The following is a 20,045-nucleotide window of genomic DNA, read 5'->3' on the forward strand; positions in this document are numbered from 1 at the left end:
GTTTGTTTCGGGCCAGTCACGCCTGTGACAGGCGCGCGCGACCGCCTGGTTTGTACGCCACGGTACCGTGACATGCGCCAAGGCGTGCGCGCGCCAATGGCACAGGCCTAATTGGCCCGAAACAAGCGTAGGAGCGAGCAAAGCTCGCGATGCACCGGCGCAGCCGGTGCCCCTTCGCAGCGTTCGATAAGCGGTTGATCCCAATACAAACAGAGCCCCACCGCTGGCAAGCCGGCTTTCACTCCGGTCGGATTGGAGCCTGAATCTCTGTTTCCGCGGACACTGGCGCAATGGCTGAGCGGTTCTACTCGCGAACCCAACTCGCTCAACCGAACCCCCGGGGCACATCAATCGCCAGCGCCGCCTGCCCCAATGGATGCGTAGCGGCATCAAAGAAGTAAACCGGTGTGTGTGCCAAGCCCTCCAGGCGGCTCATGAAGTGTCGCTTCTGGTTGATCACCGAAGCCTCCCCCAATGGCCGTATGGCGATGGCCAGGTGCTTGGGCCTGGCCTGGCGGATGGCGTCCAGCAGGTGCTGGTCGCTGCTGTCCAGGTGTTGCCCGAACAGGCAGACCCCATCCCGTTCCCCAGCCAGTTGCCCCAGGCACCAGCTGAGGTAGTCCGAGTTGCGGATGGTCCGCAGTTTTTCGTCGCTGCGGTCTTCGTTGACGAACAGGGGCACCTCACCAGGGGTATTCACGGCGAAGCCTTGGAGCAGCTCCGCGCTACTGGCACTGCGCTGCCGGGTGGTGCCATCGGGCAGCTTGAGCAAGTGCATGCCGCCGTGCAGGTGCAGTACCCGGGTGCCTTCGCAGGCTGTGCGGCGTACATCGAAGAAGCCTTGTTCGTCGAACAGTTCGGCGAAGCCCTGCGGCGCGTGCTGCAGGGCCCATGGCAACAGCAGGTCGTAGTTGCTGGTGTACACGCTGCGATAGCTGCGCAGGGCCTGGTTCAGGGTTGCCAATGTGGCAGTGGGCACCAGCGGCCATGGCAGGTGCACGGTACGTACGGCGTGGATCAGCGCTTCCTTGATCGAATAGTAACGGTTCAGCGGCGCTGTGGAATTGATGGCCAGTGCGGCGTTGGTGCGCACGGTGGCATTGAGCGCGCTGAGCACGGGTTCGAACAACTCCGTGCCCAGTGACTTGAACAGTGCCTGGTCGCTGATCGTCAGGCCTTTCTTGCGGCCGGCGCGCTGGGCTTGCTCGTAGAGCGAGAAATAGCTGAATGGCTTCCACAGCGCACGGCTGGCGCCGTTGCCCACCAGCAAGGCAGTGCAAGGGTGCTGGGTGGCAAGGTCTGGCCAGGGGAGGAGGGTGGCGTCGAGTGCGGGCATGCTGGGGTCCGTTGGGTGAAGCGGGAACGGCAGGACTTTAACATGCCACGCCCTAGCCGAGCGGCTGGGTACCTGCCGCTGGTGCTTCCTCGTGGCGGGTTCTGTTGCGCCATACCCGGTAGGCGCGGATGCCCGCCCGCACTGAACCGAACAGCAGCCGGTCTTCCATTTCCCTGGCCAGGCCCGAGCGCACCAGCATGCGCAAGAACGTGCCACGGGCCCGGGCGATGGCAAACAGGATGCCTTGTGCGGCGAGGGTATCGCGGGCTTCGCGCAGCGCTGCGATGCCGCTCACATCAATGTTGGTGACCGCTTCGGCATCGAACAGCACAGCCTTGGGCTGCGGTTGGCTGTGAACCGCCTCCAGCAGGCGCGTCTTGAAGTAGTCAGCATTGAAAAACAGAATCGCGTCATCAAAGCGGTACACCACCAGCCCGGGCACCGTGCGCGCTTGCTTGTGTTTGCGAATGTCCACCTGGCCTTCTGTGCCTGGCAGCCACCCGAGCACGGCATCGGTGGGTTGGTAGATGGTGTAGAGCAGGCGCAAGATGGCCAGGGTCACGGCGAACACGATGCCGGGCAACACGCCCAGGCCCAGCACGCCGGCTGTGGTCAGCAGGCACAGCCAGAATTCGAAGCGGCTCAGCTTGCGGATATGCTTCAGCGACTTGATATCGATCAGCCCCCAGCCGGCCATCAGCAGCACGGCGCCTAGCGCGGCTTGGGGGATCCACGCCATGGGCGCGGTGAAGAACAGCAGGATCGCGGCAATGACCAGGGCAGCCACAACCCCTACCAGTTGGCTCTTGCCACCCACCATGTCGTTGACCGCGGTGCGCGAGTCGGCGCCACTGATGGCAAAGCCTTGCGAAACACCGGCTGCCAGGTTGCTGACGCCCAATGCCACGAACTCGTGGTTGGCATTGATGGCATACCCATGCCGGGCAGCAAAGCTGCGGGCGGTGAGCATGGCACTGCAGAAACTCACGGTGGCGATACCCAGGGCATCACGCAGCAGGCTTTTCATCTCGGCCAGGTTGCTGTGCGGCCAGGCCAGTTGTGGAATGCCTGCAGGCACCGGGCCCAGAATGGCAACGCCGAAGCGGTCCAGCCCGAACAGCCCCACCAGCAGCATGAACAGCGCCACCACTGTGAGTGCGGCGGGCAGGCGAGGGTAGCGGCGCGGCAGCCAGATCAGCAACCCCAGTGCGGCCAGCCCGATGATCAGCGTCAGCCAGTGGATTTCGCCCAGCCGCTGCAGGAAGTTGATCAGGCTCAGGATGAAGCCGTCACCCTCGATGCTGAACCCCACGACCTTGGACAGCTGCCCGGCGATCAGGCTCAGGCCGATACCATTGAGGTAACCGATCAGGATGGGCCGTGAAAAGAAGCTGGCAATAAAGCCCGCCCGTGCCAGCCCAGCGGCGATCAGCATCACCCCGACCAGCAAGGTGATGATGACCGACAGCTCAGCCAGCCGTTGCGGGTTGCCCATGGCCAGCGGCGCCACTGCGCCAGCGATCATCGCGCAGGTGGCCGCATCCGGGCCCACCATCAACTGCCGCGAGCTGCCAATCACCGCATACACCATCATGGGCAGTACGCAGGCATACAAGCCGTACTGCGGCGGCAGGCCGACGATCTGCGCATAGGCAATGGCAATGGGAATCTGGATGGCCGCCACCGAGAGCCCGGCTTGCAGGTCAGCGTGAAACCATTCGCGGCGGTAATGCAGCAGGTTGGCGAGGCCAGGCAGCCAACGGGAAAGCGCCATGGGGAGTCCTTTCAGGGTGTGTCACAGACCAGTTGCCAATTGAAGCGGATTGGCAGGCAAATGGCCATGGGCCACATCAACGAAAGGCAGACACGAAAAAAGGAGCCGAGGCTCCTTTTGACAGCGATGACGTTGCTGGAACGTCATGCAGGACACGCTATTTGGAGCGGGTAGAGGGAATCGAACCCTCAACTAAAGCTTGGGAAGCTTTCGTTTTGCCACTAAACTATACCCGCGTCTGAGCTGCACTTTTTACCAGAACCCGGGGTAAATTAGAAGCCCACGTTATAAAAAATCTAGCATCACCCTGCAACCTCCACGGTTGTGGCTACAGGGTGTGATACCCGTCACATGGCCAATGCATGCTGCCGTTGGGCTGCTGCCTGATAACGCGGGCGCTTTTCTCGCACGTCTGGCTTCAGGAAGCCCAGCAGCACGGCGCGGGTATCCTCGCAGGCGGCCTTGTGCTCCATGTCCAGAAAGTGGCCGGCGTCGCGGATCGCGCTGAACTGGCACGTGCCGACATGCCTGGCAAACTGCCGTGCATCCGCCACGGTGGTGTACTCATCGCGCTCACCGTTGACGAACAGCACCGGGATGTCGATGTTGCGCGCGCGGCTCAGGGCCCGCTCCAGGTCGTGCTGCAGCACTTCGTTGATATGGAAGTGCATCTGCGCGTACTCATGGCTGTCCAGGCTGCTGACGTGCCGGTAGTTGAAGCGTTTGAACAGCGACGGCAGGTGCTTGCCAATGGTGTCGTTGACCAGGTTGCCCACCTGGTAACGGTCGCAGGCGGCGAGGTACTGGCTGCCGCGGCTGAGGTAGTCGCGCATCGGTTCGTTGATCACCGGTGAGAACGAACTGACGACGGCCTTTTTCACCCGACGCGGCTGATGCGCCAGCGCCAGCAGGGTGCTGGCGCCACCCCATGAAAACGACATCACATGGTCGGCCTGGAAGTGGTCGATCAGTTCCAGAAGAATATGGGCTTCGGTTTCCTTGCTGATCAGCCTTTCCTGACGGTTGTGCGGCTTGGATTTGCCGGCGTAGGGCTGGTCGAACAGCACCACGTTGAACTGCGGGTGCAGGTTGCGTACGGTCTGGGCAAACGAGGCCGTGGTGGCAAGCGAGCCGTTGATCAGGATGATCGTTTTCTCGGCCGCGTCCGCGCGATAGAACTCCGTGTAAACCCGATACTGACCTTGAATATCAAGTACAGCGATTTCTGGCCTCATGTCATCGACTCCTGGCGCAAAAAGGGTATTCGCGTCACCTAAAGTGCACGTTTTTTATGACAGGTAGGCATCTGCCTGAAGAGAAACCGGGCCCCGTGTCGATCCTTTGGCACGTGTGTCGACGGTGTTGTTATGGCGGGCAATCTGTTGTGCCCCAAGGCATCGAGACCCTGGGTGGCCAGCAGACCAGTGTCGGCCGTGCAGATATGACTATCCAGTCACATGCAGACTGACGCAGTGGATTCAAGCAGCGCCGCCGGGCTCGCGCAAGTGCCGTTCGGGGGAAAGCAGCGCCCTGCGTCGGGCGGTTGCTTGCCGTTGGTCAGCCAAATCAGACCGCAGCGATTTCCTCGGCCGTCAATGCGCGAAAAGCGCCAGGTGCCAGCGCCGGGTCCAGCGCAATGGCACCCATGCGCTCACGGTGCAGCTTCACCACCTTGTTGTTGTAGAAGCCGAACATGCGCTTGACCTGGTGATAACGCCCCTCAACGATGGCCAGCCGCGCCTGGCGCGGCCCCAGAATGTGCAGCTGGGCGGGTTGGGTGACGAGCCCTTCGAAGGCGAAATGAAAACCCTCGAGAAACTTGGCGACGTAGTGCTGGCCGATCTCGTCTTCGGTGTCGACCAGGTAGTGCTTGGGCAACTTGGTGGCCGGCTGGGTAAGCCGGCGCGACCATTGCCCATCGTTGGTGAGGAGCATCAGGCCGGTGGTGTTGAAGTCCAGCCGCCCGGCAATGTGCAGGCCGTGCCGCGCCTCGGCGGGCAGCAGGTCGAGCACAGTGGGGTGCTGCGGGTCGTGGGTGGCACTGACGCAACCGGCCGGCTTGTGCAGCATCAGGTAGCGCGCGGGGTAGCCGGCCTGGAGCACCGCGTCATCCAGCGCCACATGGCTGAATTCGCGCACCTGTGCCAAGGGGTCGCTGACCACCTGCCCATCCACGCGCACGCGCTGCTGGGCCAGCAGCATGCGTACTTGCTGGCGGTTGTAGTTGGGCAGGTTGGCAAGAAAACGGTCAAGGCGCATGGCTGTCAGTTGACCGAGGCAGGTGGCAGCTGCGCCTCGACGGCTGCGCAGCGTGGGCACAGGCAGGCTTTGCCGCGCAGCTCGGCGGGCAGCGCCTGGATGACGGCGGGGTCGATGTGGGCGCTGTAACACCAGCAGGCCTGGGTGGCGCTGCGCGGGTCGGCCAGGCTGCACTGGTTGAGGGCGCCGCAAGCCGGGCAATGTTGGTTGTCATTCATTGTGCAGTTCACTGCAGACGCGGTTGCGGCCAGCCTGTTTGGCACGGTACAGGGCGCTGTCGGCGCGGGTCAGCAAGGTGTGCAAGGTGTCGTCTTGCTGCAGGTTGCTGACGCCGATGCTGGTGGTCAGGCGCAGGGGCTGGTCCTCGTAGCTGAATGTAAGTTGCTCGGCGCGCCTGCGGATTTTTTCGGCGACCTCAATGGCCTGCCGGCCTTCGGCTTCACGGAGCAGGACGATGAATTCCTCACCGCCCCAGCGGCACAGTATATCCGACTGGCGCAGGCTGCCCTGCAGCACATTGGCAAACTGGCGCAGCACTTCGTCGCCCGCCAGGTGGCCGTAGGTGTCATTCAGGGCCTTGAAGTGGTCAAGGTCGATCAGTAGCGCCACCAGCGGGCTGCTGTCGCGCTGGGCTTCGCGCAGTGCCTGGGCGGCCAGCAGGTCGAAACTGCGGCGGTTGGGCAGGCCCGTGAGGCTGTCGAGGGTGGCCAGGGCCTCGATGCTGGCGTGGTGGCGGCGCACCATGGCATGCACCAGTGCAACGACCACCAGGGTGATCATGGCGCAGATGGCCAGGTTCAGGTAAAGCGAATGGCGGACGCTGTCCAGCGCGCCGGCCTCGCGTTTGTCCACCAGCAGGTACCAGTCCAGCTCCGGCAGGCGCCGCACGTTGAGGAAATGGCTGTGGCCATCGGCGTCACGGTAGTCGTGGCTTCCTTCGCTCGGCACCGGTTGGCCTGCCCGTGCGTCATCAAGGTCGGTGTTATCGCTGAGCGACTGGCCCACCCGCACCCCGCGCGGGCCGCCTTCAGACCCCGTGAGCAACACCTTGCCCTTGGCATCGACGAACATCACCGCACGCTGATAACGACGCTGATACTGGTCGATCAGCGTTACCACCGAAGACACGCTGAGCCCGACGCCGGCCGCACCGATGAACCGCTGCTGGTAATCATGCACCTGGTAATTGATGAACACGGTCAGGCTGTCCTGGTTAGCCATGTCCAGGTCGACGTTGATCTCATAGGGCGCCTTGAGACCACGCAGGCGAAAGTACCAGGCATCACGCCAGGCCTGCGGTTGCACGTGCTTGAGCACACCCTTGGCCTGGTAATAGGTCAGGGTGCGGTCCGAGACGAAGAATGAGGTGAAGGTGTCCTGCTTGCCCATCACTTCGCCCAGGTAGCGCGTGATACGGTCTGTGTCTTGTTCACCAGACAGCACCCAGTCACGCAGGAAAGTGTCCTGGGCCATCATCGAGGCGATGAGCACCGGGCGGATCAGGTCTTTCTGGATTTCCGAGTACACCGTGTCGGAGGTGAGCGGTAGCTCGGTGTTGATGATGCCGTCACGGATGGCGCTGCGCGATGAAAAGTAGCTGAGCAGCGAGGTGGCGATAAAACCGCAGGCCAGCAGTATCAACAGGGCCGCAATCAGCGAACGCTGCGATAACAGGGCGGAACGTGAGGGCATGATCTTCCCATGATGTGTGCCAAGCCGGCTATTCTAGTGGCCTGGGCGACAAATGGCCGCATGTTTTTCAGGGTCTGCCCACGTGTATCAATTTATTGCAGGCAGCGCACTGCACGCCCTTGGCGCTGTCTTAATCGTTGCCAGCCCACGCATGCCGGGTTGGCGCTCGCCAGCGTCGCTGCCCGAGCATCCCTGCGGTCCAGGAGGCCGCCTATGTCCTATCGAATTCTGTTGCTTGCCCTCATTGGGCTCACGGTGAGTGCCTGCGTCCCTTACTCGGGGCGCTCTGCCTACTACCGCACGGACTATTACGTCACTGACCGCTATGTGTCTCCTGGTTACGCGCCGGGCTATTACCGCTATGACCGTTACTATGTGGCGCCCCAGCCCCGTTACTACTATCAGCCTGGGCCACGCTACTACGCGCCGCCCGTACCGGTTTACCGGCCTGTGCCACCTGGGGTGGACCGCTGGCACGGCAACCCGCGCTACGACTATGGCAACCGCCAGCGCTATGACTACGGTCGCGACCGCGACCGGCATGACTACCGCGACCGCGGCCCGCGTTACCAGCCTGACCGCTGGCATTCGAACAGTTGGGGGGACCCGCGCAGTCGCAGGCCCTGATCGCGGCGGCAAAACGCACAGGCGCTACCCCAGGTCTGCCAGTGGGTGGCGCCCCTCCCAGGCCTTGGCAAAGTGAGCCTGCACCACCGCCTGGGGCACCTGGGCCACATCCGGCCAGTGCCAGCGTGGCTGGTTGTCCTTGTCCAGCAAGCGGGCGCGCACGCCTTCGCCAAACTCAGGATGGCGACAGCAATTAAGGCTCATGGCGTATTCCATCTGGAATACCTGCGCCAGTGACAGGTGGCGGGCGCGATGGATCTGTTCCCACACCAGGTGGGCCGTGAGTGGGCACCCCCCCTGCATGCGCTCGGCGACCGACGCCAGCAGCGGGTCGTCGTGCTGGCGCAATGCACTCAAGGCATGCCAGGCGGCGCTGGCGTCCGTGACATCCAGCACGCGGTCGATCAGCTGCCGGCGTGGCAGCCATTGCGGCAGCGGCAATTGGCTGCAGGCGCGGTGCTCCTCGGCCTTGAGCAGACTGTTGAGTTGCAGTGCGGTTTGCTCCTGCCAGTTCAGCTGCAGCAGTTCGTCGACCAACCCAGCCTGCTGCTGCTCGCCAAGGAAACGGTCAGCCAGCCCCAGGTCGAGGGCATCCCGTGCGTTCAGCGGGGTGCCGGTGAGCCCCAGGAACAACCCGAGCCGGCCGGGCAAACGGGCGAGAAACCAGCTGGCGCCCACATCCGGGTACAGGCCGATGCTGATCTCTGGCATGGCCAGGCGGCTGCTGGGGGTGACGATACGCACATTGGCCCCTTGCAGAAGCCCCATCCCGCCACCCAGCACGTGGCCATGGCCCCAACACAGCAGGGGCTTCGGGTAGGTGTGCAGGGTAAAGTCCAGGCGGTACTCGGCTGCGAAAAAGGTTGCCGCCAGGTGGGGGACGCTGCCTGGCTGATTGCTGCAGGCCTGGGCCAGGGCCCGAACGTCGCCGCCTGCGCAAAACGCCTTGGCGCCATTACCGCGAAGCAATACGCAGGCCACCCCAGGGTCCTGGGCCCAGGCATGCAACTGCTCGCCGAGCACTTCGATCATGGGCAGGGTCAGGGCATTGAGCGCCATGGGGGCATCGAGGGTGGCGATAGCGATGCGCGCGCCGTCGACACCGGTGTGTACTTCGCAACGAATGGTCATGGCTCACCTCGTCAGGTTACCGCACAAGTATGGCCCGGCTGACCGATCATGCCGGTTGGCGGTCGGATGGTTTGACAAGCACTCATCGCGCACCTAGTGTCGCGCCATTGATTACGGATGGCCCCATGACTGACGACGATCGCATCAAACTCGAACCCAGCTGGAAAGCTGCACTGCGTGCCGAGTTCGACCAGCCCTACATGCACCAGCTGCGAGCGTTTCTGCGCAGCGAGTACGCAGCCGGCAAGCAGATCTTCCCGCCTGGCCCGTTGATCTTCAACGCGCTCAATTCCACGCCCCTGGACAAGGTCAAGGTGGTGATCCTCGGCCAGGACCCATACCACGGCCCGGGGCAGGCCCACGGTCTGTGCTTCTCGGTGCAGCCGGGTGTGGCGACGCCGCCGTCGCTGGTGAACATCTACAAGGAGCTGCACCGCGACCTGAACATCCCGATCCCCAGCCATGGGTACCTGCAAAGCTGGGCAGACCAAGGCGTGCTGCTGCTCAACACCACCATGACCGTGGAGCGGGCCAATGCTGCGTCGCATGCCAAGAAGGGGTGGGAGTTCTTTACCGACCGCATCATCGAACTGGTCAGCGAGCGCTGCCAGCATGTGGTGTTCCTGCTGTGGGGCTCCCATGCGCAGAGCAAGCAGAAGCTGATCGACGGTACCAAGCACCTGGTGCTCAAATCGGTGCACCCCTCGCCACTGTCGGCCTACCGTGGGTTCCTGGGTTGTGGGCACTTCAGCCGCACCAACAGCTTTCTCGAGCAGCGCGGGCTGGACCCTGTCGACTGGGCCTTGCCACCGCTTTAGGGCAGCCGCCGGCTACGCCGGCGCCTTTATCCAGTAACGGAACAACGGCTCGGCCAGAAACAGCACGAACAGCAGTCGCATCACCTGCAGCGCCGTGACCAGCGGCACCGACAGCTGCAGGGTTTCTGCCGTGAGGCTCATCTCGGCAATGCCGCCCGGCATCATGCCCAGCGTCAGCGAGCGCAGGTCTAGCGCGGTAATCAGGCTCAGCACCCAGGCGGCGCTGCCAGCAATGAACATGCACAGGGCGGTGGCCACCAGGGTGCGGGCGAGAAACGCCGGTGCACGGCGGAAGAACGCACGGTTGAAATGGCAGGCCAGGCCGCTGCCGATCAGCCACTGGCCGATTTGGCTACCGCCGTTGGGCAAGGCAATCTGCAGGTTGGCTGCCAGGCAAACGCTGGCCGCGACCAGCAGCGGCCCGAACAGCCACGGGTTAGGCTGGCGCAGGCGCTGCCACAGCCAGGCAACGGCCACCCCCATGGGTACGATCAGCGCCAGCCAGCCCCAGCTCACGCTGGCGCTGTGGTTCAGTGCCACCCCGTCACCCAGCAGCCACTTGAACAGTGCCGGTACGCACAGCACCACCGCCAGTACCCGCAGGCTCTGCGCCGCAGCCACCTGGCTGAGTACCGCACCATTGCGCGCACCCAGGTTGACCATTTCCCCCGACCCGCCCGGCATGCTGGCAAAGAACGCCGTTGCGCGGTCCTCGCCAGAGCGCCTCAGTAGCCATACGCCGATGACACTGGACAAGGTGGTGAGCAAGGCGCCGAAGAAGATCAATACGAAGTGGCTGGCCACCTGTTCGATGATGGCGGGGGTGAAATGCAGGCCGATACCGATGCCGATGATGCATTGGCCGCAGCGCCGGCCATTGGGTATTTCCGGCAGTTGCCAGGGGGTGAGGCAGCGCACGGCGATGATCGCCAGCAACGAGCCCACCATCCACGGCAAAGGCCAGCCGACCTTGCTGGCGATGAAACCGCCCGCAAGGCCGACCAGCCCGGTTGCCCAGTACAGCGGCAAACGGCTGTCAGGCATCGGCCATCGCCCGACGTTGCTGGCTGCGCTTGCGCCAGATGCGCAACAGCGGCAGTGCCAGCATCATCGCAACCAGCGCCCAGACGCCCATGCTGATCGGGCTGGACCAGAGAATGCCCAGTTCACCGTTGGAGATCGACAGCGCCCGGCGCAGGTTCTGCTCCATGAGGCCGCCGAGGATGAAGCCCAGCAGGATTGGCGACAGCGGGAAGTCCAGCTTGCGCAGGATGTAGCCCATGATGCCGATACCGACCATCAGGAACAGGTCGAACGTAGTGGCATGCACGGCGTACACGCCGATGGCGGTGATGATGGCGATCACCGGTACCAGCGCCCAGTTCGGTACGGCCAGGATGCGGGTGAAGATGCGGATCATCGGGATGTTCAGAATCACCAGCATGATGTTGGCAATGAACAGCGATGCGATCAGGCCCCAGACGATGTCCGGCTGCTGTTCGAACAGCAACGGGCCTGGGGTGATGTTGTACAGGGTCAGTGCACCGATCATCACCGCAGTGGTGCCTGAGCCAGGTACACCCAGGGTCAGCATCGGCACCAGCGCGCCGCAGCAGGAGGCGCCGATGGCCGTTTCCGGGGCCGCCAGGCCACGGGCATCACCCTTGCCGAAGTTGCCGCTGGTGCCGGCGATGCGCTTCTCGGTCATGTAGGCCACGGCACTGGCCAGGGTGGCCCCTGCGCCTGGCAGCACGCCCATGATGAAACCCAGCAGGCCACAGCGAATGTTCACCACGAACACCGAGGCTGCTTCCTTGAAGTTGAACAGCATGCGCCCGGTGGCCTTGATCGCCTGGTGGCCATGGTGGGTCTTTTCCAGCAGCAGCAGAATTTCGCTGACCGAGAACAGGCCCAGTACCAGCACTACGAACTGGATGCCATCGGCCAGGTGCACACTGTCACCGGTGAAGCGGTACACGCCGCTGTTGGCGTCGATACCCACTGCCGAAAGGAACAGGCCGATCAGTGCCGCGATGAAGGTTTTCAGCGGTTTGTCACCTGCCATGCCGCCCAGGGCGACAATGGCGAACACCATCAGCACGAAGTATTCCGCAGGGCCGAAGGCAATCGCCCACTTCGCCAGCAGTGGCGCGAACAGCACCATGCCGCAGGTGGCGATGAAAGCACCGATGAACGAGCTCCAGGCCGACAGCGACAGTGCAACGCCGGCCAGGCCCTGGCGGGCCATGGGGTAGCCATCGAGGGTGGTCATCACGGTCGATGCTTCACCAGGTATGTTCAGCAGAATCGAGCTGATGCGGCCGCCGTACTCGCAGCCCAGGTACACCGCCGCCAGCAGAATCAGGGCCGACTCCGGTGGCAGCCCCAGTGCGAAGGCGATGGGGATGAGCAGCGCCACGCCATTGATCGGGCCCAGGCCTGGCAGCAGGCCGACCACAGTGCCGATCAGCGTGCCGGACAGTGCGGTAACCAGGTTGTAGGGGGACAGGGCGACGCCGAAGCCCTGGCCCAGGTAGCTCAAGGTATCCATGTGTCAGTTCTCCAGTACGCTCAGCAGGCCAAGGGGCAGGGGCACGTCCATGACGCGGTCGAACAGCCAGTAGAGGAACACGCTCATGCCGACCACCACGACAACGCTGTGCAGCCAGCGGCCGCCATACAGCCGGGCCATGGGTACGCCGGCCAGGATGGCGCTGAGAATGAAGCCCAGCGATTCGAAGGTGGCCGCGAAGACCAGCAGCAGGCCGATACAGGCTGCGATCTTGGTCAGGGTTTCGCGGTCCAGTTCCGGTTCGTCATCCTTGCGCACGATGGGAGTGGGGCGGATGGCCAGGTACAGCAGGCCAAGGCCCATCAGGCCGAGCATCAGCAGCGGGTAGGCGCGCGGGCCTACCGGCTCATAGGAAAACGCCGCCTGGTAGGGCCAGGCCATTACGGCCAGGGCGGCGCAAACCGCCAGCAGCACCAGGGCGAAGATGCGTTGAAGGATCATGACAGAGTCCTCATGTGTGAGAGCGGCGGGTCGCCGCCCCCACAGGGGGCGGTGAAGGGGCGTGATGGCTTACTGGATCAGGCCGAATTCCCGGGCCAGCGACTTGTAGTCGGTCACCTGTTTCTTCACATACCCGTCCAGCTCTTCGCCCGTCATGGCGAAGGGGAACAGCTCACGCTGGTCCCGCAGCTTGGCGAAGTCTTCCGAGGCCAGCATCTTGTCGAACGATGCCTTCCACCAGGCGTAGTCCTCATCGCTCACCTTCGGCCCCAGGTAGAAGCCGCGTACCACTGGCCAGACGATGTCGTAGCCCTGCTCCTTGGCGGTGGGGATGTCCTTCATTTCTGGTTCGTCCAGGCGCTTTTCCGAGAACACCGCGAGGATGCGCATGTTGCCGCTCTGGATGTGCGGCATGGAGTCGGAGATATCGGTCGAGCCGACCTGAATGTGGCCACCCAGCAGCGCCGTGGCAATCTCGCCACCGCCCTCCAGGGCCACATAGCGCAGGTCACGCGGGTTGATACCGGCGGCCTTGGCGATCAGCGCCGTCTGCATCCAGTCCTGGCTGCCGACGGTGCCCCCCGAGCCGATCACCACTTTGCTCGGGTCTTTTTTCAGTGCGGCGACCAGGTCATCCAGGGTCTTGTAGGGCGAGTCGTTCTTCACCGCGATGGCGCCGTAGCTGGTGCCCACGGCCGCCAGCCATTTCACCGCGTTCTCGTCGAAGCGGCCGAACTTGCCCTGGGCCAGGTTCAGCAGCGAGCCACTGGACCAGGCCACCAGGGTGCCCGCATCGGCCGGGCGCTGGGCGACCACGGCGTTGTAGGCTACCGCGCCGACACCGCCCGGCATGTAGGTGACGCGCATGGGCTTGCTGAGGATCTTTTCCTGCACCAGGGCGCTTTGCACCAGCTTGCAGGTCAGGTCGAAACCGCCACCTGGCGAGGCAGGGGCGATGCATTCAGGGCGTTTGGGTTCGGCGGCCAGGGCGTTGCCTGCCAGCAGCAGGCAGCCGGTTGCGAGGACGATGCGGCGCAGTGAGAAGGTCATGGTGTATCTCCGTAGGCATTGTTGTTATCGGGTTACCACAGGGCCACGCTGTAGCTCACCAGCAGGCGCACTTCGTCAGCGTCGCGGGCAAAGTTGGAGCGGAAGGTGGCATTTCGCAGGCGTACAGCGACGTTCTTCAACGGGCCGCTTTGCACCACGTACTTCAGTTCGGTGTTGCGCTCCCATTCCTTGCCTTCGCCCCCGCTGGCCCGGCTGACATTGTCGCCGTTGATGTAGCGGGTCATGAAGGTCAGGCCCGGTACGCCGAGCGCTGCGAAGTTGTAGTCGTAACGGGCCTGCCAGGAACGCTCGTCGGCATTGGCGAAGTCGTTGATCTGGACGAAGTTGACCAGGTAAGGGTCGGCGCCATCCACGTAGGGGAATGCGCTATCACCCGACAACTGCTGCCAGCCGGCACTCACCTTGTGCCCGCCCAGCGCGTAGCTGAACAGGCTGCTGAAGGTGGTGTTGTCGATAGTGCCGGCCTTGGCAGCGCCAGCGTCATCGCTCAGCGCCAGGCGCAGGTCTACGCCGACGGTGCCGGGGCCCCATGGCTGGGTGGCGAGCATGCCGATGAAGTGCTGGCGGTAGATATCGTCGAGCTGGGCGAAGTGGTAGCTGCCGGTGATACGGTCGGTGAACTGGTAGTCCAGGCCCGCCAGGGTCAGGTTGTCTGCGCTGAACGTGCCACCGAAGCGGCCATTCTTGTTGTTCAGGGCCAGGTCTTCCCAGTTGGTGTCGTTGCGGTCCTTGGCTTTGTCCAGGCGGCCACCGGTGAAGGTCAGGCCCTTGATCTCGCGGGAGGTCAGCAGGCCGCCTTCGAAGGTTTGCGGCAGGATGCGCCCGTCGTTGGGGCGCAGGGTGGGCAATTCGGGGATCAGCGTGCCGATCTTGAGCTCGGTCTGGGAGATCTTCGCCTTGGCGGTCAGGCCCAGCTTGGAGTACTCATCGGCAGCCCTGCCATCATCGTGGGTGGGCAGCAAGCCGCTGCCGGTGCGGTCGGGGCTGGAATCGAGCTTGATGCCGAGCATGCCCAGTGCATCCACGCCGAAGCCTACGGTGCCGTCGGTATAGCCGGATTCGAAATTGAGGATGAAACCCTGGGCCCATTCATCACGCTTGGACTGCTGCGCGCTGGTGCCATCGCGAAAATCGCGATTGAAATACATGTTGCGGGTTTCGAAGGTGGCCGTGCTGTCTTCGATGAAGGCGGCCTGGCTTATAGGGGCGACCCCGGCGAGCGCAAGTGCGCTGGCGATGGCGTTGGGCCGTGTGGCAAAGGAACGGGTAGGCGCAAATGCCTGCGGCTGCGATGACAGCATCGTGTTTGGCTCCGTTTATTGTTCTTATTTGTTGCACCTTGCTGGTGCTTTTTTCGGCGCTTGGCGCGACCGTGGTGCGATGCTAGGTAACGAACCTTTCGCTAACCTTTCAGTGTGAAAGGTTTGTCAGCAAGGGCTTCACAGGCAGCCCGACAGCGGTACACTCCGCGCCACCGCCCCACCCGAGAGGCATGAACCGATGCGTGTGTTGCTGGTTGAAGACCATCTGCAGTTGGCCGACAGTGTGGCCCAGGCCTTGAAAAGCCTTGGCCTGACCGTGGATGTATTGCATGACGGGGTGGCTGCCGACCTGGCGCTGGCCAGCGAGGACTATGCCGTCGCCATACTGGACGTAGGCCTCCCGCGCCTGGACGGCTTCGAGGTGCTGGCCCGCCTGCGTGGGCGTGGCAAGACCTTGCCGGTGTTGATGCTGACCGCCCGCAGCGACGTCAAGGACCGCGTCCACGGCCTGAATTTGGGGGCCGATGACTACCTGGCCAAGCCCTTTGAACTGACCGAGCTGGAGGCGCGGGTAAAGGCGCTGCTACGGCGCAGCGTGCTGGGTGGTGAGCGCCAGCAGCGCTGCGGCCCCCTGGTGTATGACCTGGACACCCGCCGCTTCAGCCTGGGTGACGACACCCTGGCGTTGACGTCGCGCGAGCAGAGCGTGCTGCAAGCACTGATCGCAAGGCCCGGGCGGGTGATGAGCAAGGAGCAGCTGGCTGCCCAGGTATTCGGCCTGGACGAAGAAGCCAGCCCGGATGCCATCGAAATCTACATCCACCGCCTGCGCAAGAAGCTCGATGGCCACCCGGTGGCGATCGTTACCTTCCGCGGCCTGGGTTATCTGCTCGAGCATCGCGATGCGTGACAATGTCAGCCTGCGGGGGCGTTTGCTGGGCAACCTGGCCCTGTTGCTGGTGGTGCTGATGCTGGCCAGCGGTTTGAGCGCCTACTGGAACGGCCGCGAAGCCGCCGATACCGCCTACGACCGCACCTTGTTGGCCTCGGCGCGGACCATTGCCGCAGGGTTGTCCCAGCGCGACGGCTCGCTGAGCGCTGATGTGCCGTATGTGGCACTGGACACCTTCGCCTACGACAGCGCTGGCCGTATCTACTACCAGGTGCTGGACATCAAGCAGCGGCTGATCTCCGGCTACGAAAAGCTGCCGCCGCCGCCGCCGGGCACGCCGCGCACCGACGACTACCCGGCGTTGGCCCGGTTCTACGATGCCACCTACCTGGGCCAGAACGTGCGAGTGGTCAGCCTGCTGAAGGCGGTGAGCGAGCCCAATATGAACGGTATGGCAGAGATTCGCGTGGCCGAAACCGACGAGGCGCGGGTGAGCATGGCCCGCGGTCTGATGGCTGATACGTTGCTGCGCCTGGGCATGCTGGCGCTGGGTGCGCTGGTGATGGTCTGGTTCGCTGTCAGCGCGGCCTTGCGGCCGCTGGAGCGCTTGCGCACCGCGGTCGAGGAGCGCCAGCCGGACGACCTGCGCCCGCTGCCGGTGGTGCAGGTGCAGCGTGAGTTGGGCCCGCTGGTAGGGGCCTTGAACCACTTTACCGAACGCCTGCGACGCCAGTTCGAACGCCAGGCACAGTTCATCGCCGACGCCGCCCACGAGTTGCGCACGCCGTTGGCCGCCTTGAAAGCCCGGGTGGAACTGGGGCTGCGCTCCAGCGACCCGCAGGTATGGCGCCAAACCCTGGAAACCGTCGCACAGGGTACCGACCGCCTGACCCACCTGGCCAACCAGCTGCTGTCGATGGCCCGGGTGGAAAACGGCGCGCGGGCAATCGCCGAGGGCGGCGCCCAGCGCCTGGACCTCAGCCAGCTGGCGCGCGAACTGGGTATGGCCATGGCGCCACTGGCGCATAACCGTGGTGTAGCCCTGGCGCTTGAAGCCCAGGCACCGGTGTGGCTGAAAGGCGAGCCCACGCTGCTCAACGAGCTGCTCAGCAACCTGGTGGACAACGCCCTGGCGCACACGCCAGCAGGGGGGAACGTCATTTTGCGGGTCATTGGCCCGGCGGTACTGGAGGTGGAGGACGATGGGCCGGGCATCCCCGAGGACGAGCGCGAGCGGGTGTTCGAGCGCTTCTACCGTCGCGGTGTTCAGGGCAGCGGGCTTGGTTTGGCAATCGTCGGCGAAATCTGCCGCGCACACCTGGCGCAGATCAGCCTGCACGATGGCGTCAACGGCGGGCTGCGGGTGCGCGTGAGCTTCATCGCCGACTAGCCTCACCTGCCCATAGGGGCCTGGCCTCAGCGCAACAGGCTACGGGCTTCGGTCAGTTCGTCGGCCTGCAACTCGATCCCCACGGGTAACCCCAGGTGGCGGTAGGCGGGCAGGGCAGCCAGCGGCCGTTGGCGCCCGCGCTGGCTAATGCAGCGGGCAATCTGCACCACGTCGATGTAATCGAGGGCAGGGGTCTGCCGGTCCAGGTCCTGGATCTGGCCGGGCAGCCTGACCAGTTGCTCGGGGAACTCCCAGGCCTTGAGGATCTTGTCGCCCAGCACGGGCTGGATCTGTTCGATCACATAGTGCAGGCACACCGGGTCGGAGAGCAGCTCGTTGTGCTCTTCGGCGTAGATCAGCACCGGCAGCGCGCCAATCTGATGAACCAGGCCGCCCAAGGCTGCCTGGTCGGGCTTGAGGCGGCTGTAGCGTCGCGCGATTTCGTAACTGATACCTGCTACTTCCAGGCTTTTCGCCCAGATATCCCGCAGCTTCTGCTCCACCGCCGGGGCGCGTGCATGGAAGATCTGTTCGATTACAAGGCCAATGGCCAGGTTGCAGCTGTAGTTGATGCCCAGGCGGGTGATTGCGGTATGCAGGTCGGTCACTTCCACCGCTGCGCGCAGCAGGGGGCTGTTGACCACCTTGATCAGGCGTGCTGACAGGGCGGCATCGCGCCCGATCACCTTGCTCAGCGCCGCCACGCTGATTTCATTGTCTTCCGCTGCCTCGCGGATGCTCAAGGCAACCTCGGGCAGGGTCGGCAGCACCAGGTCATCCTTTTCGATGGCATCCAGCAACTGTGCCTGGACCATTTCGGCCAGCTTGTTCATTGGCATATCTACCGCAGTGGTGGAGCAGCCCCGCGGGGATGGCGGGGCGGGCTGTTCAGCGCTGGATTTCCCGGTCGCGGTCCAGTTCGTAGGGCAGGGGCAGCACGTGCAGGCGCGGGCCTTCCAGGTTGCCCAGGTGCAGGTTGCCGTCCTCGACTGCCTCGGCCCCGATCACTGCCAGCAGTTCGCAGCCAGCGCCGGTGCTGGCTGCCAGTACCACCTCACCCACCGATGAACCGTGGGTCGGGGAGAAGATCTGGTCGCCAGGCGAAACCTCCACCTGCTGTTCAAGTGCCACACGGTACTGACGGCGCTTGAGCTTGCCCAGGTACTGCATGCGGGCGACGATTTCCTGGCCGGTGTAGCAGCCTTTCTTGAAGCTGACGCCGTCCACGGCCTGCAGGTTGATCATTTGTGGAATGAACAGCTCGCGGGTAGGGCCCATCACCTGGCCGATGCCGGCGCGGATCTGCCCCAGCAACCAATTGTTGAGGTTGCCTTCCGGCAGCGCAGTGGCGAGGGCGGTGTGAACCTCGGTGGCGATGCCCGCAGGCGCCCACAGCTCGACCCTGCCAGTGGAAACGGCAATGGCGATCAGGCCTTCGTGGCGCACGGTAAAGCCCGCGGTGCCCGGCACTTCCAGGCCCAGCGACTGCAGTGCTGCCTCGCCATTTGCCAGGCCGAAACGGGCCCACTCGGCGCTTTCGTCGGCCAGCGTGGCTTTGGAGAACACCGCATATTTCTTCAGGTCAGCCAGCTGTGCGTCCAGCAGCTCACTGGCCATGGCCAGCAGGTAGCCGTTGCCCTCGGGCAGGATGCGGAAGCTGGACTGCATGCGGCCTTTGACCATGCAGCGGGCACCAAGGCTGGCGTATTCCGGGTTGAGGTAATTGATATTGCAGGTCAGCTGGCCTTGCAGGAACTTGCCTGCATCGGAGCCGCGGACGGCGAGGATGCCCTCGTGGGACAGTGGGCAGAAGAAAGCGGAATCGGCCATGGGTCATCGCGGTGGCTAAAGACTGTCGGCCATCATAGAACGCTGGTAACAAAATAGGTAGGTGACTTAGACCAACGCCCGCTGTCGCTTCGATGACCTGGCTGTATACTGGCGGGCCATTCGAGGAGGGCCCCATGGTCGAACAAACTGAACTCAACCGGCTTTTCTGGCACAGCCGCCGGGGCATGCTGGAACTGGACGTACTGCTGGTGCCATTCACCCAGGAAGTCTACCCCACCCTCAATGAAACCGATCGCGAACTGTACGTGCGTCTTCTGAGCTGCGAGGACCAGGACATGTTCGGCTGGTTCATGGAGCGCACCGAGTCCGACGACCCGGAGCTGCAGCGCATGGTCCGCATCATCCTGGACCGTGTCCAGCCCAAGTGAGTGCTTCGAGTGCCGGTGGCAGGGCTCGCGCCTGCTGCTGGCGGCCTACCTGACCTGCCAGTTGCTGGCATGGCTTGCCGCCTTGCTTGGCCCGCTGCCGTGGTGGGCGGGGCTGGGCGTCATTTGTGCGTGTGTTACCCATGGGGCCTGGGTGGTTCCGCGGCGCATTCTGTTGAGTCATGGGGATGCGGTTGTAGGGCTGCGTCGTGACGGGCGTGGCTGGTGGGTGTTCAGCCGCGCGCAGGGGTGGCGGGCGGTGCGGTTGTGCCGTGACAGTGTGGCGTTGCCGGCGCTGGTGGTCTTGAGGTTTGTGCCGGTGGGGGGCTGGGTGGGGCGCAGTCAGTGCATCCCTTGCGATGCGCTTGAGGGGGATGAGCATCGGCGGTTGCGGGTTAGGCTTAAGTTTAGTCGGCGGCGGTGGGGGGATTCTGGGCAGGGTTAGTTTGAAGTTTTGCTGGTTTGTGTGGGTGTTGAGAATGGGCATGGTCCATTTGCGATGGAGACGCTTAATCACCTTTTCGCCTTTACGGCGAGTCACTTTTTGTCAAACGCGACAAAAAG

Annotated in this window: 20 protein-coding genes and 1 tRNA gene; 6 read left to right on the forward strand and 15 right to left on the reverse strand. The window is 63.8% G+C overall.

The features are described 5' to 3' along the window. Positions 1-325: 325 nt before the first annotated feature. From IAE38_RS21995 to IAE38_RS22025, 7 genes are all read right to left on the reverse strand, one after another. A complete protein-coding gene (locus IAE38_RS21995) occupies positions 326-1,336 on the reverse strand; it encodes a DUF4917 family protein (RefSeq protein WP_201219251.1) in 1,011 nt (336 codons plus the stop codon). 52 nt (positions 1,337-1,388) lie between these two features. Then, a complete protein-coding gene (locus IAE38_RS22000; protein ID WP_201219253.1) occupies positions 1,389-3,110 on the reverse strand; it encodes a SulP family inorganic anion transporter in 1,722 nt (573 codons plus the stop codon). 162 nt (positions 3,111-3,272) lie between these two features. Next, a tRNA-Gly gene (locus tag IAE38_RS22005) sits at positions 3,273-3,346 on the reverse strand. A 111-nt stretch (positions 3,347-3,457) separates the two neighbouring features. Next, on the reverse strand, positions 3,458-4,345 hold the full coding sequence (locus IAE38_RS22010) for an alpha/beta fold hydrolase (protein WP_201219255.1): 888 nt from the start codon (positions 4,343-4,345) through the stop codon (positions 3,458-3,460). Positions 4,346-4,676: 331 nt separating this feature from the next. Beyond that, the gene (locus IAE38_RS22015) at positions 4,677-5,369 is read right to left on the reverse strand and encodes a pseudouridine synthase (RefSeq protein ID WP_201164061.1); all 693 of its coding nucleotides are present in this window, start codon (positions 5,367-5,369) and stop codon (positions 4,677-4,679) included. A gap of 5 nt (positions 5,370-5,374) precedes the next feature. Beyond that, positions 5,375-5,587: a cysteine-rich CWC family protein gene (locus IAE38_RS22020; protein ID WP_201164062.1), complete on the reverse strand. Its 213-nt coding sequence runs from the start codon at positions 5,585-5,587 to the stop codon at positions 5,375-5,377. Further along, positions 5,580-7,061: a sensor domain-containing diguanylate cyclase gene (locus tag IAE38_RS22025; protein WP_201164063.1), complete on the reverse strand. Its 1,482-nt coding sequence runs from the start codon at positions 7,059-7,061 to the stop codon at positions 5,580-5,582. The genes IAE38_RS22020 and IAE38_RS22025 overlap by 8 nt, the downstream gene beginning before the upstream one ends. Positions 7,062-7,274: 213 nt before the next feature. On the opposite strand from IAE38_RS22025, the gene IAE38_RS22030 reads away from it, so the two are divergent. After that, on the forward strand, positions 7,275-7,688 hold the full coding sequence (locus IAE38_RS22030) for a hypothetical protein (protein ID WP_201219257.1): 414 nt from the start codon (positions 7,275-7,277) through the stop codon (positions 7,686-7,688). Between the two features lie 24 nt (positions 7,689-7,712). Here IAE38_RS22030 and IAE38_RS22035 read toward each other — a convergent pair whose 3' ends face one another. Continuing rightward, complete coding sequence (locus tag IAE38_RS22035) at positions 7,713-8,819, reverse strand: enoyl-CoA hydratase/isomerase family protein (protein WP_201219259.1); 1,107 nt, start codon at positions 8,817-8,819, stop codon at positions 7,713-7,715. A 125-nt stretch (positions 8,820-8,944) separates the two neighbouring features. On the opposite strand from IAE38_RS22035, the gene ung reads away from it, so the two are divergent. Then, on the forward strand, positions 8,945-9,637 hold the full coding sequence (gene ung, locus IAE38_RS22040; protein WP_201219261.1) for a uracil-DNA glycosylase: 693 nt from the start codon (positions 8,945-8,947) through the stop codon (positions 9,635-9,637). A 12-nt stretch (positions 9,638-9,649) separates the two neighbouring features. Here the strand turns inward: ung and IAE38_RS22045 are convergent, their stop codons facing one another. From IAE38_RS22045 to IAE38_RS22065, 5 genes are all read right to left on the reverse strand, one after another. Beyond that, positions 9,650-10,681, reverse strand: a complete 1,032-nt coding sequence (locus tag IAE38_RS22045) for an AbrB family transcriptional regulator (protein WP_201164066.1) — start codon at positions 10,679-10,681, stop codon at positions 9,650-9,652. Next, a complete protein-coding gene (locus IAE38_RS22050) occupies positions 10,674-12,188 on the reverse strand; it encodes a tripartite tricarboxylate transporter permease (RefSeq protein WP_201164067.1) in 1,515 nt (504 codons plus the stop codon). The genes IAE38_RS22045 and IAE38_RS22050 overlap by 8 nt, the downstream gene beginning before the upstream one ends. Positions 12,189-12,191: 3 nt before the next feature. Further along, complete coding sequence (locus tag IAE38_RS22055) at positions 12,192-12,650, reverse strand: tripartite tricarboxylate transporter TctB family protein (RefSeq protein ID WP_201164068.1); 459 nt, start codon at positions 12,648-12,650, stop codon at positions 12,192-12,194. Positions 12,651-12,719: 69 nt separating this feature from the next. Further along, positions 12,720-13,700, reverse strand: coding sequence for a Bug family tripartite tricarboxylate transporter substrate binding protein (locus IAE38_RS22060; RefSeq protein WP_201219263.1), 981 nt, complete (start codon positions 13,698-13,700; stop codon positions 12,720-12,722). Between the two features lie 32 nt (positions 13,701-13,732). After that, positions 13,733-15,022 carry an OprD family porin gene (locus IAE38_RS22065; protein WP_201164070.1) on the reverse strand — a complete coding sequence of 430 codons (1,290 nt, stop codon included), beginning with the start codon at positions 15,020-15,022 and terminating at the stop codon, positions 13,733-13,735. 199 nt (positions 15,023-15,221) lie between these two features. Between IAE38_RS22065 and IAE38_RS22070 the strand changes: the two genes are divergently transcribed. Then, positions 15,222-15,893 (forward strand): response regulator, encoded by a 672-nt coding sequence (locus tag IAE38_RS22070; protein ID WP_028635072.1) that lies wholly within the window; start codon positions 15,222-15,224, stop codon positions 15,891-15,893. Beyond that, positions 15,886-17,265: a sensor histidine kinase gene (locus IAE38_RS22075; protein ID WP_201219265.1), complete on the forward strand. Its 1,380-nt coding sequence runs from the start codon at positions 15,886-15,888 to the stop codon at positions 17,263-17,265. The genes IAE38_RS22070 and IAE38_RS22075 overlap by 8 nt, the downstream gene beginning before the upstream one ends. A 26-nt stretch (positions 17,266-17,291) precedes the next feature. Here the strand turns inward: IAE38_RS22075 and IAE38_RS22080 are convergent, their stop codons facing one another. Both IAE38_RS22080 and ygfZ read right to left on the reverse strand, forming a co-directional pair. Further along, on the reverse strand, positions 17,292-18,098 hold the full coding sequence (locus IAE38_RS22080; RefSeq protein WP_201219267.1) for an HDOD domain-containing protein: 807 nt from the start codon (positions 18,096-18,098) through the stop codon (positions 17,292-17,294). Between the two features lie 55 nt (positions 18,099-18,153). Then, positions 18,154-19,095 (reverse strand): CAF17-like 4Fe-4S cluster assembly/insertion protein YgfZ, encoded by a 942-nt coding sequence (ygfZ, locus tag IAE38_RS22085; protein WP_201219269.1) that lies wholly within the window; start codon positions 19,093-19,095, stop codon positions 18,154-18,156. A 134-nt stretch (positions 19,096-19,229) separates the two neighbouring features. Between ygfZ and IAE38_RS22090 the strand changes: the two genes are divergently transcribed. Together IAE38_RS22090 and IAE38_RS24020 are read left to right on the forward strand one after the other, a co-directional pair. Further along, on the forward strand, positions 19,230-19,484 hold the full coding sequence (locus tag IAE38_RS22090; RefSeq protein ID WP_028635068.1) for an FAD assembly factor SdhE: 255 nt from the start codon (positions 19,230-19,232) through the stop codon (positions 19,482-19,484). Next, positions 19,468-19,926 (forward strand): protein YgfX, encoded by a 459-nt coding sequence (locus IAE38_RS24020; protein ID WP_328804876.1) that lies wholly within the window; start codon positions 19,468-19,470, stop codon positions 19,924-19,926. The genes IAE38_RS22090 and IAE38_RS24020 overlap by 17 nt, the downstream gene beginning before the upstream one ends. The last annotated feature ends 119 nt before the right edge of the window (positions 19,927-20,045 follow it).

Origin of the sequence: Pseudomonas sp. S32 (assembly GCF_016648095.1) — a bacterium.
GTDB lineage: Bacteria > Pseudomonadota > Gammaproteobacteria > Pseudomonadales > Pseudomonadaceae > Aquipseudomonas > Aquipseudomonas parafulva.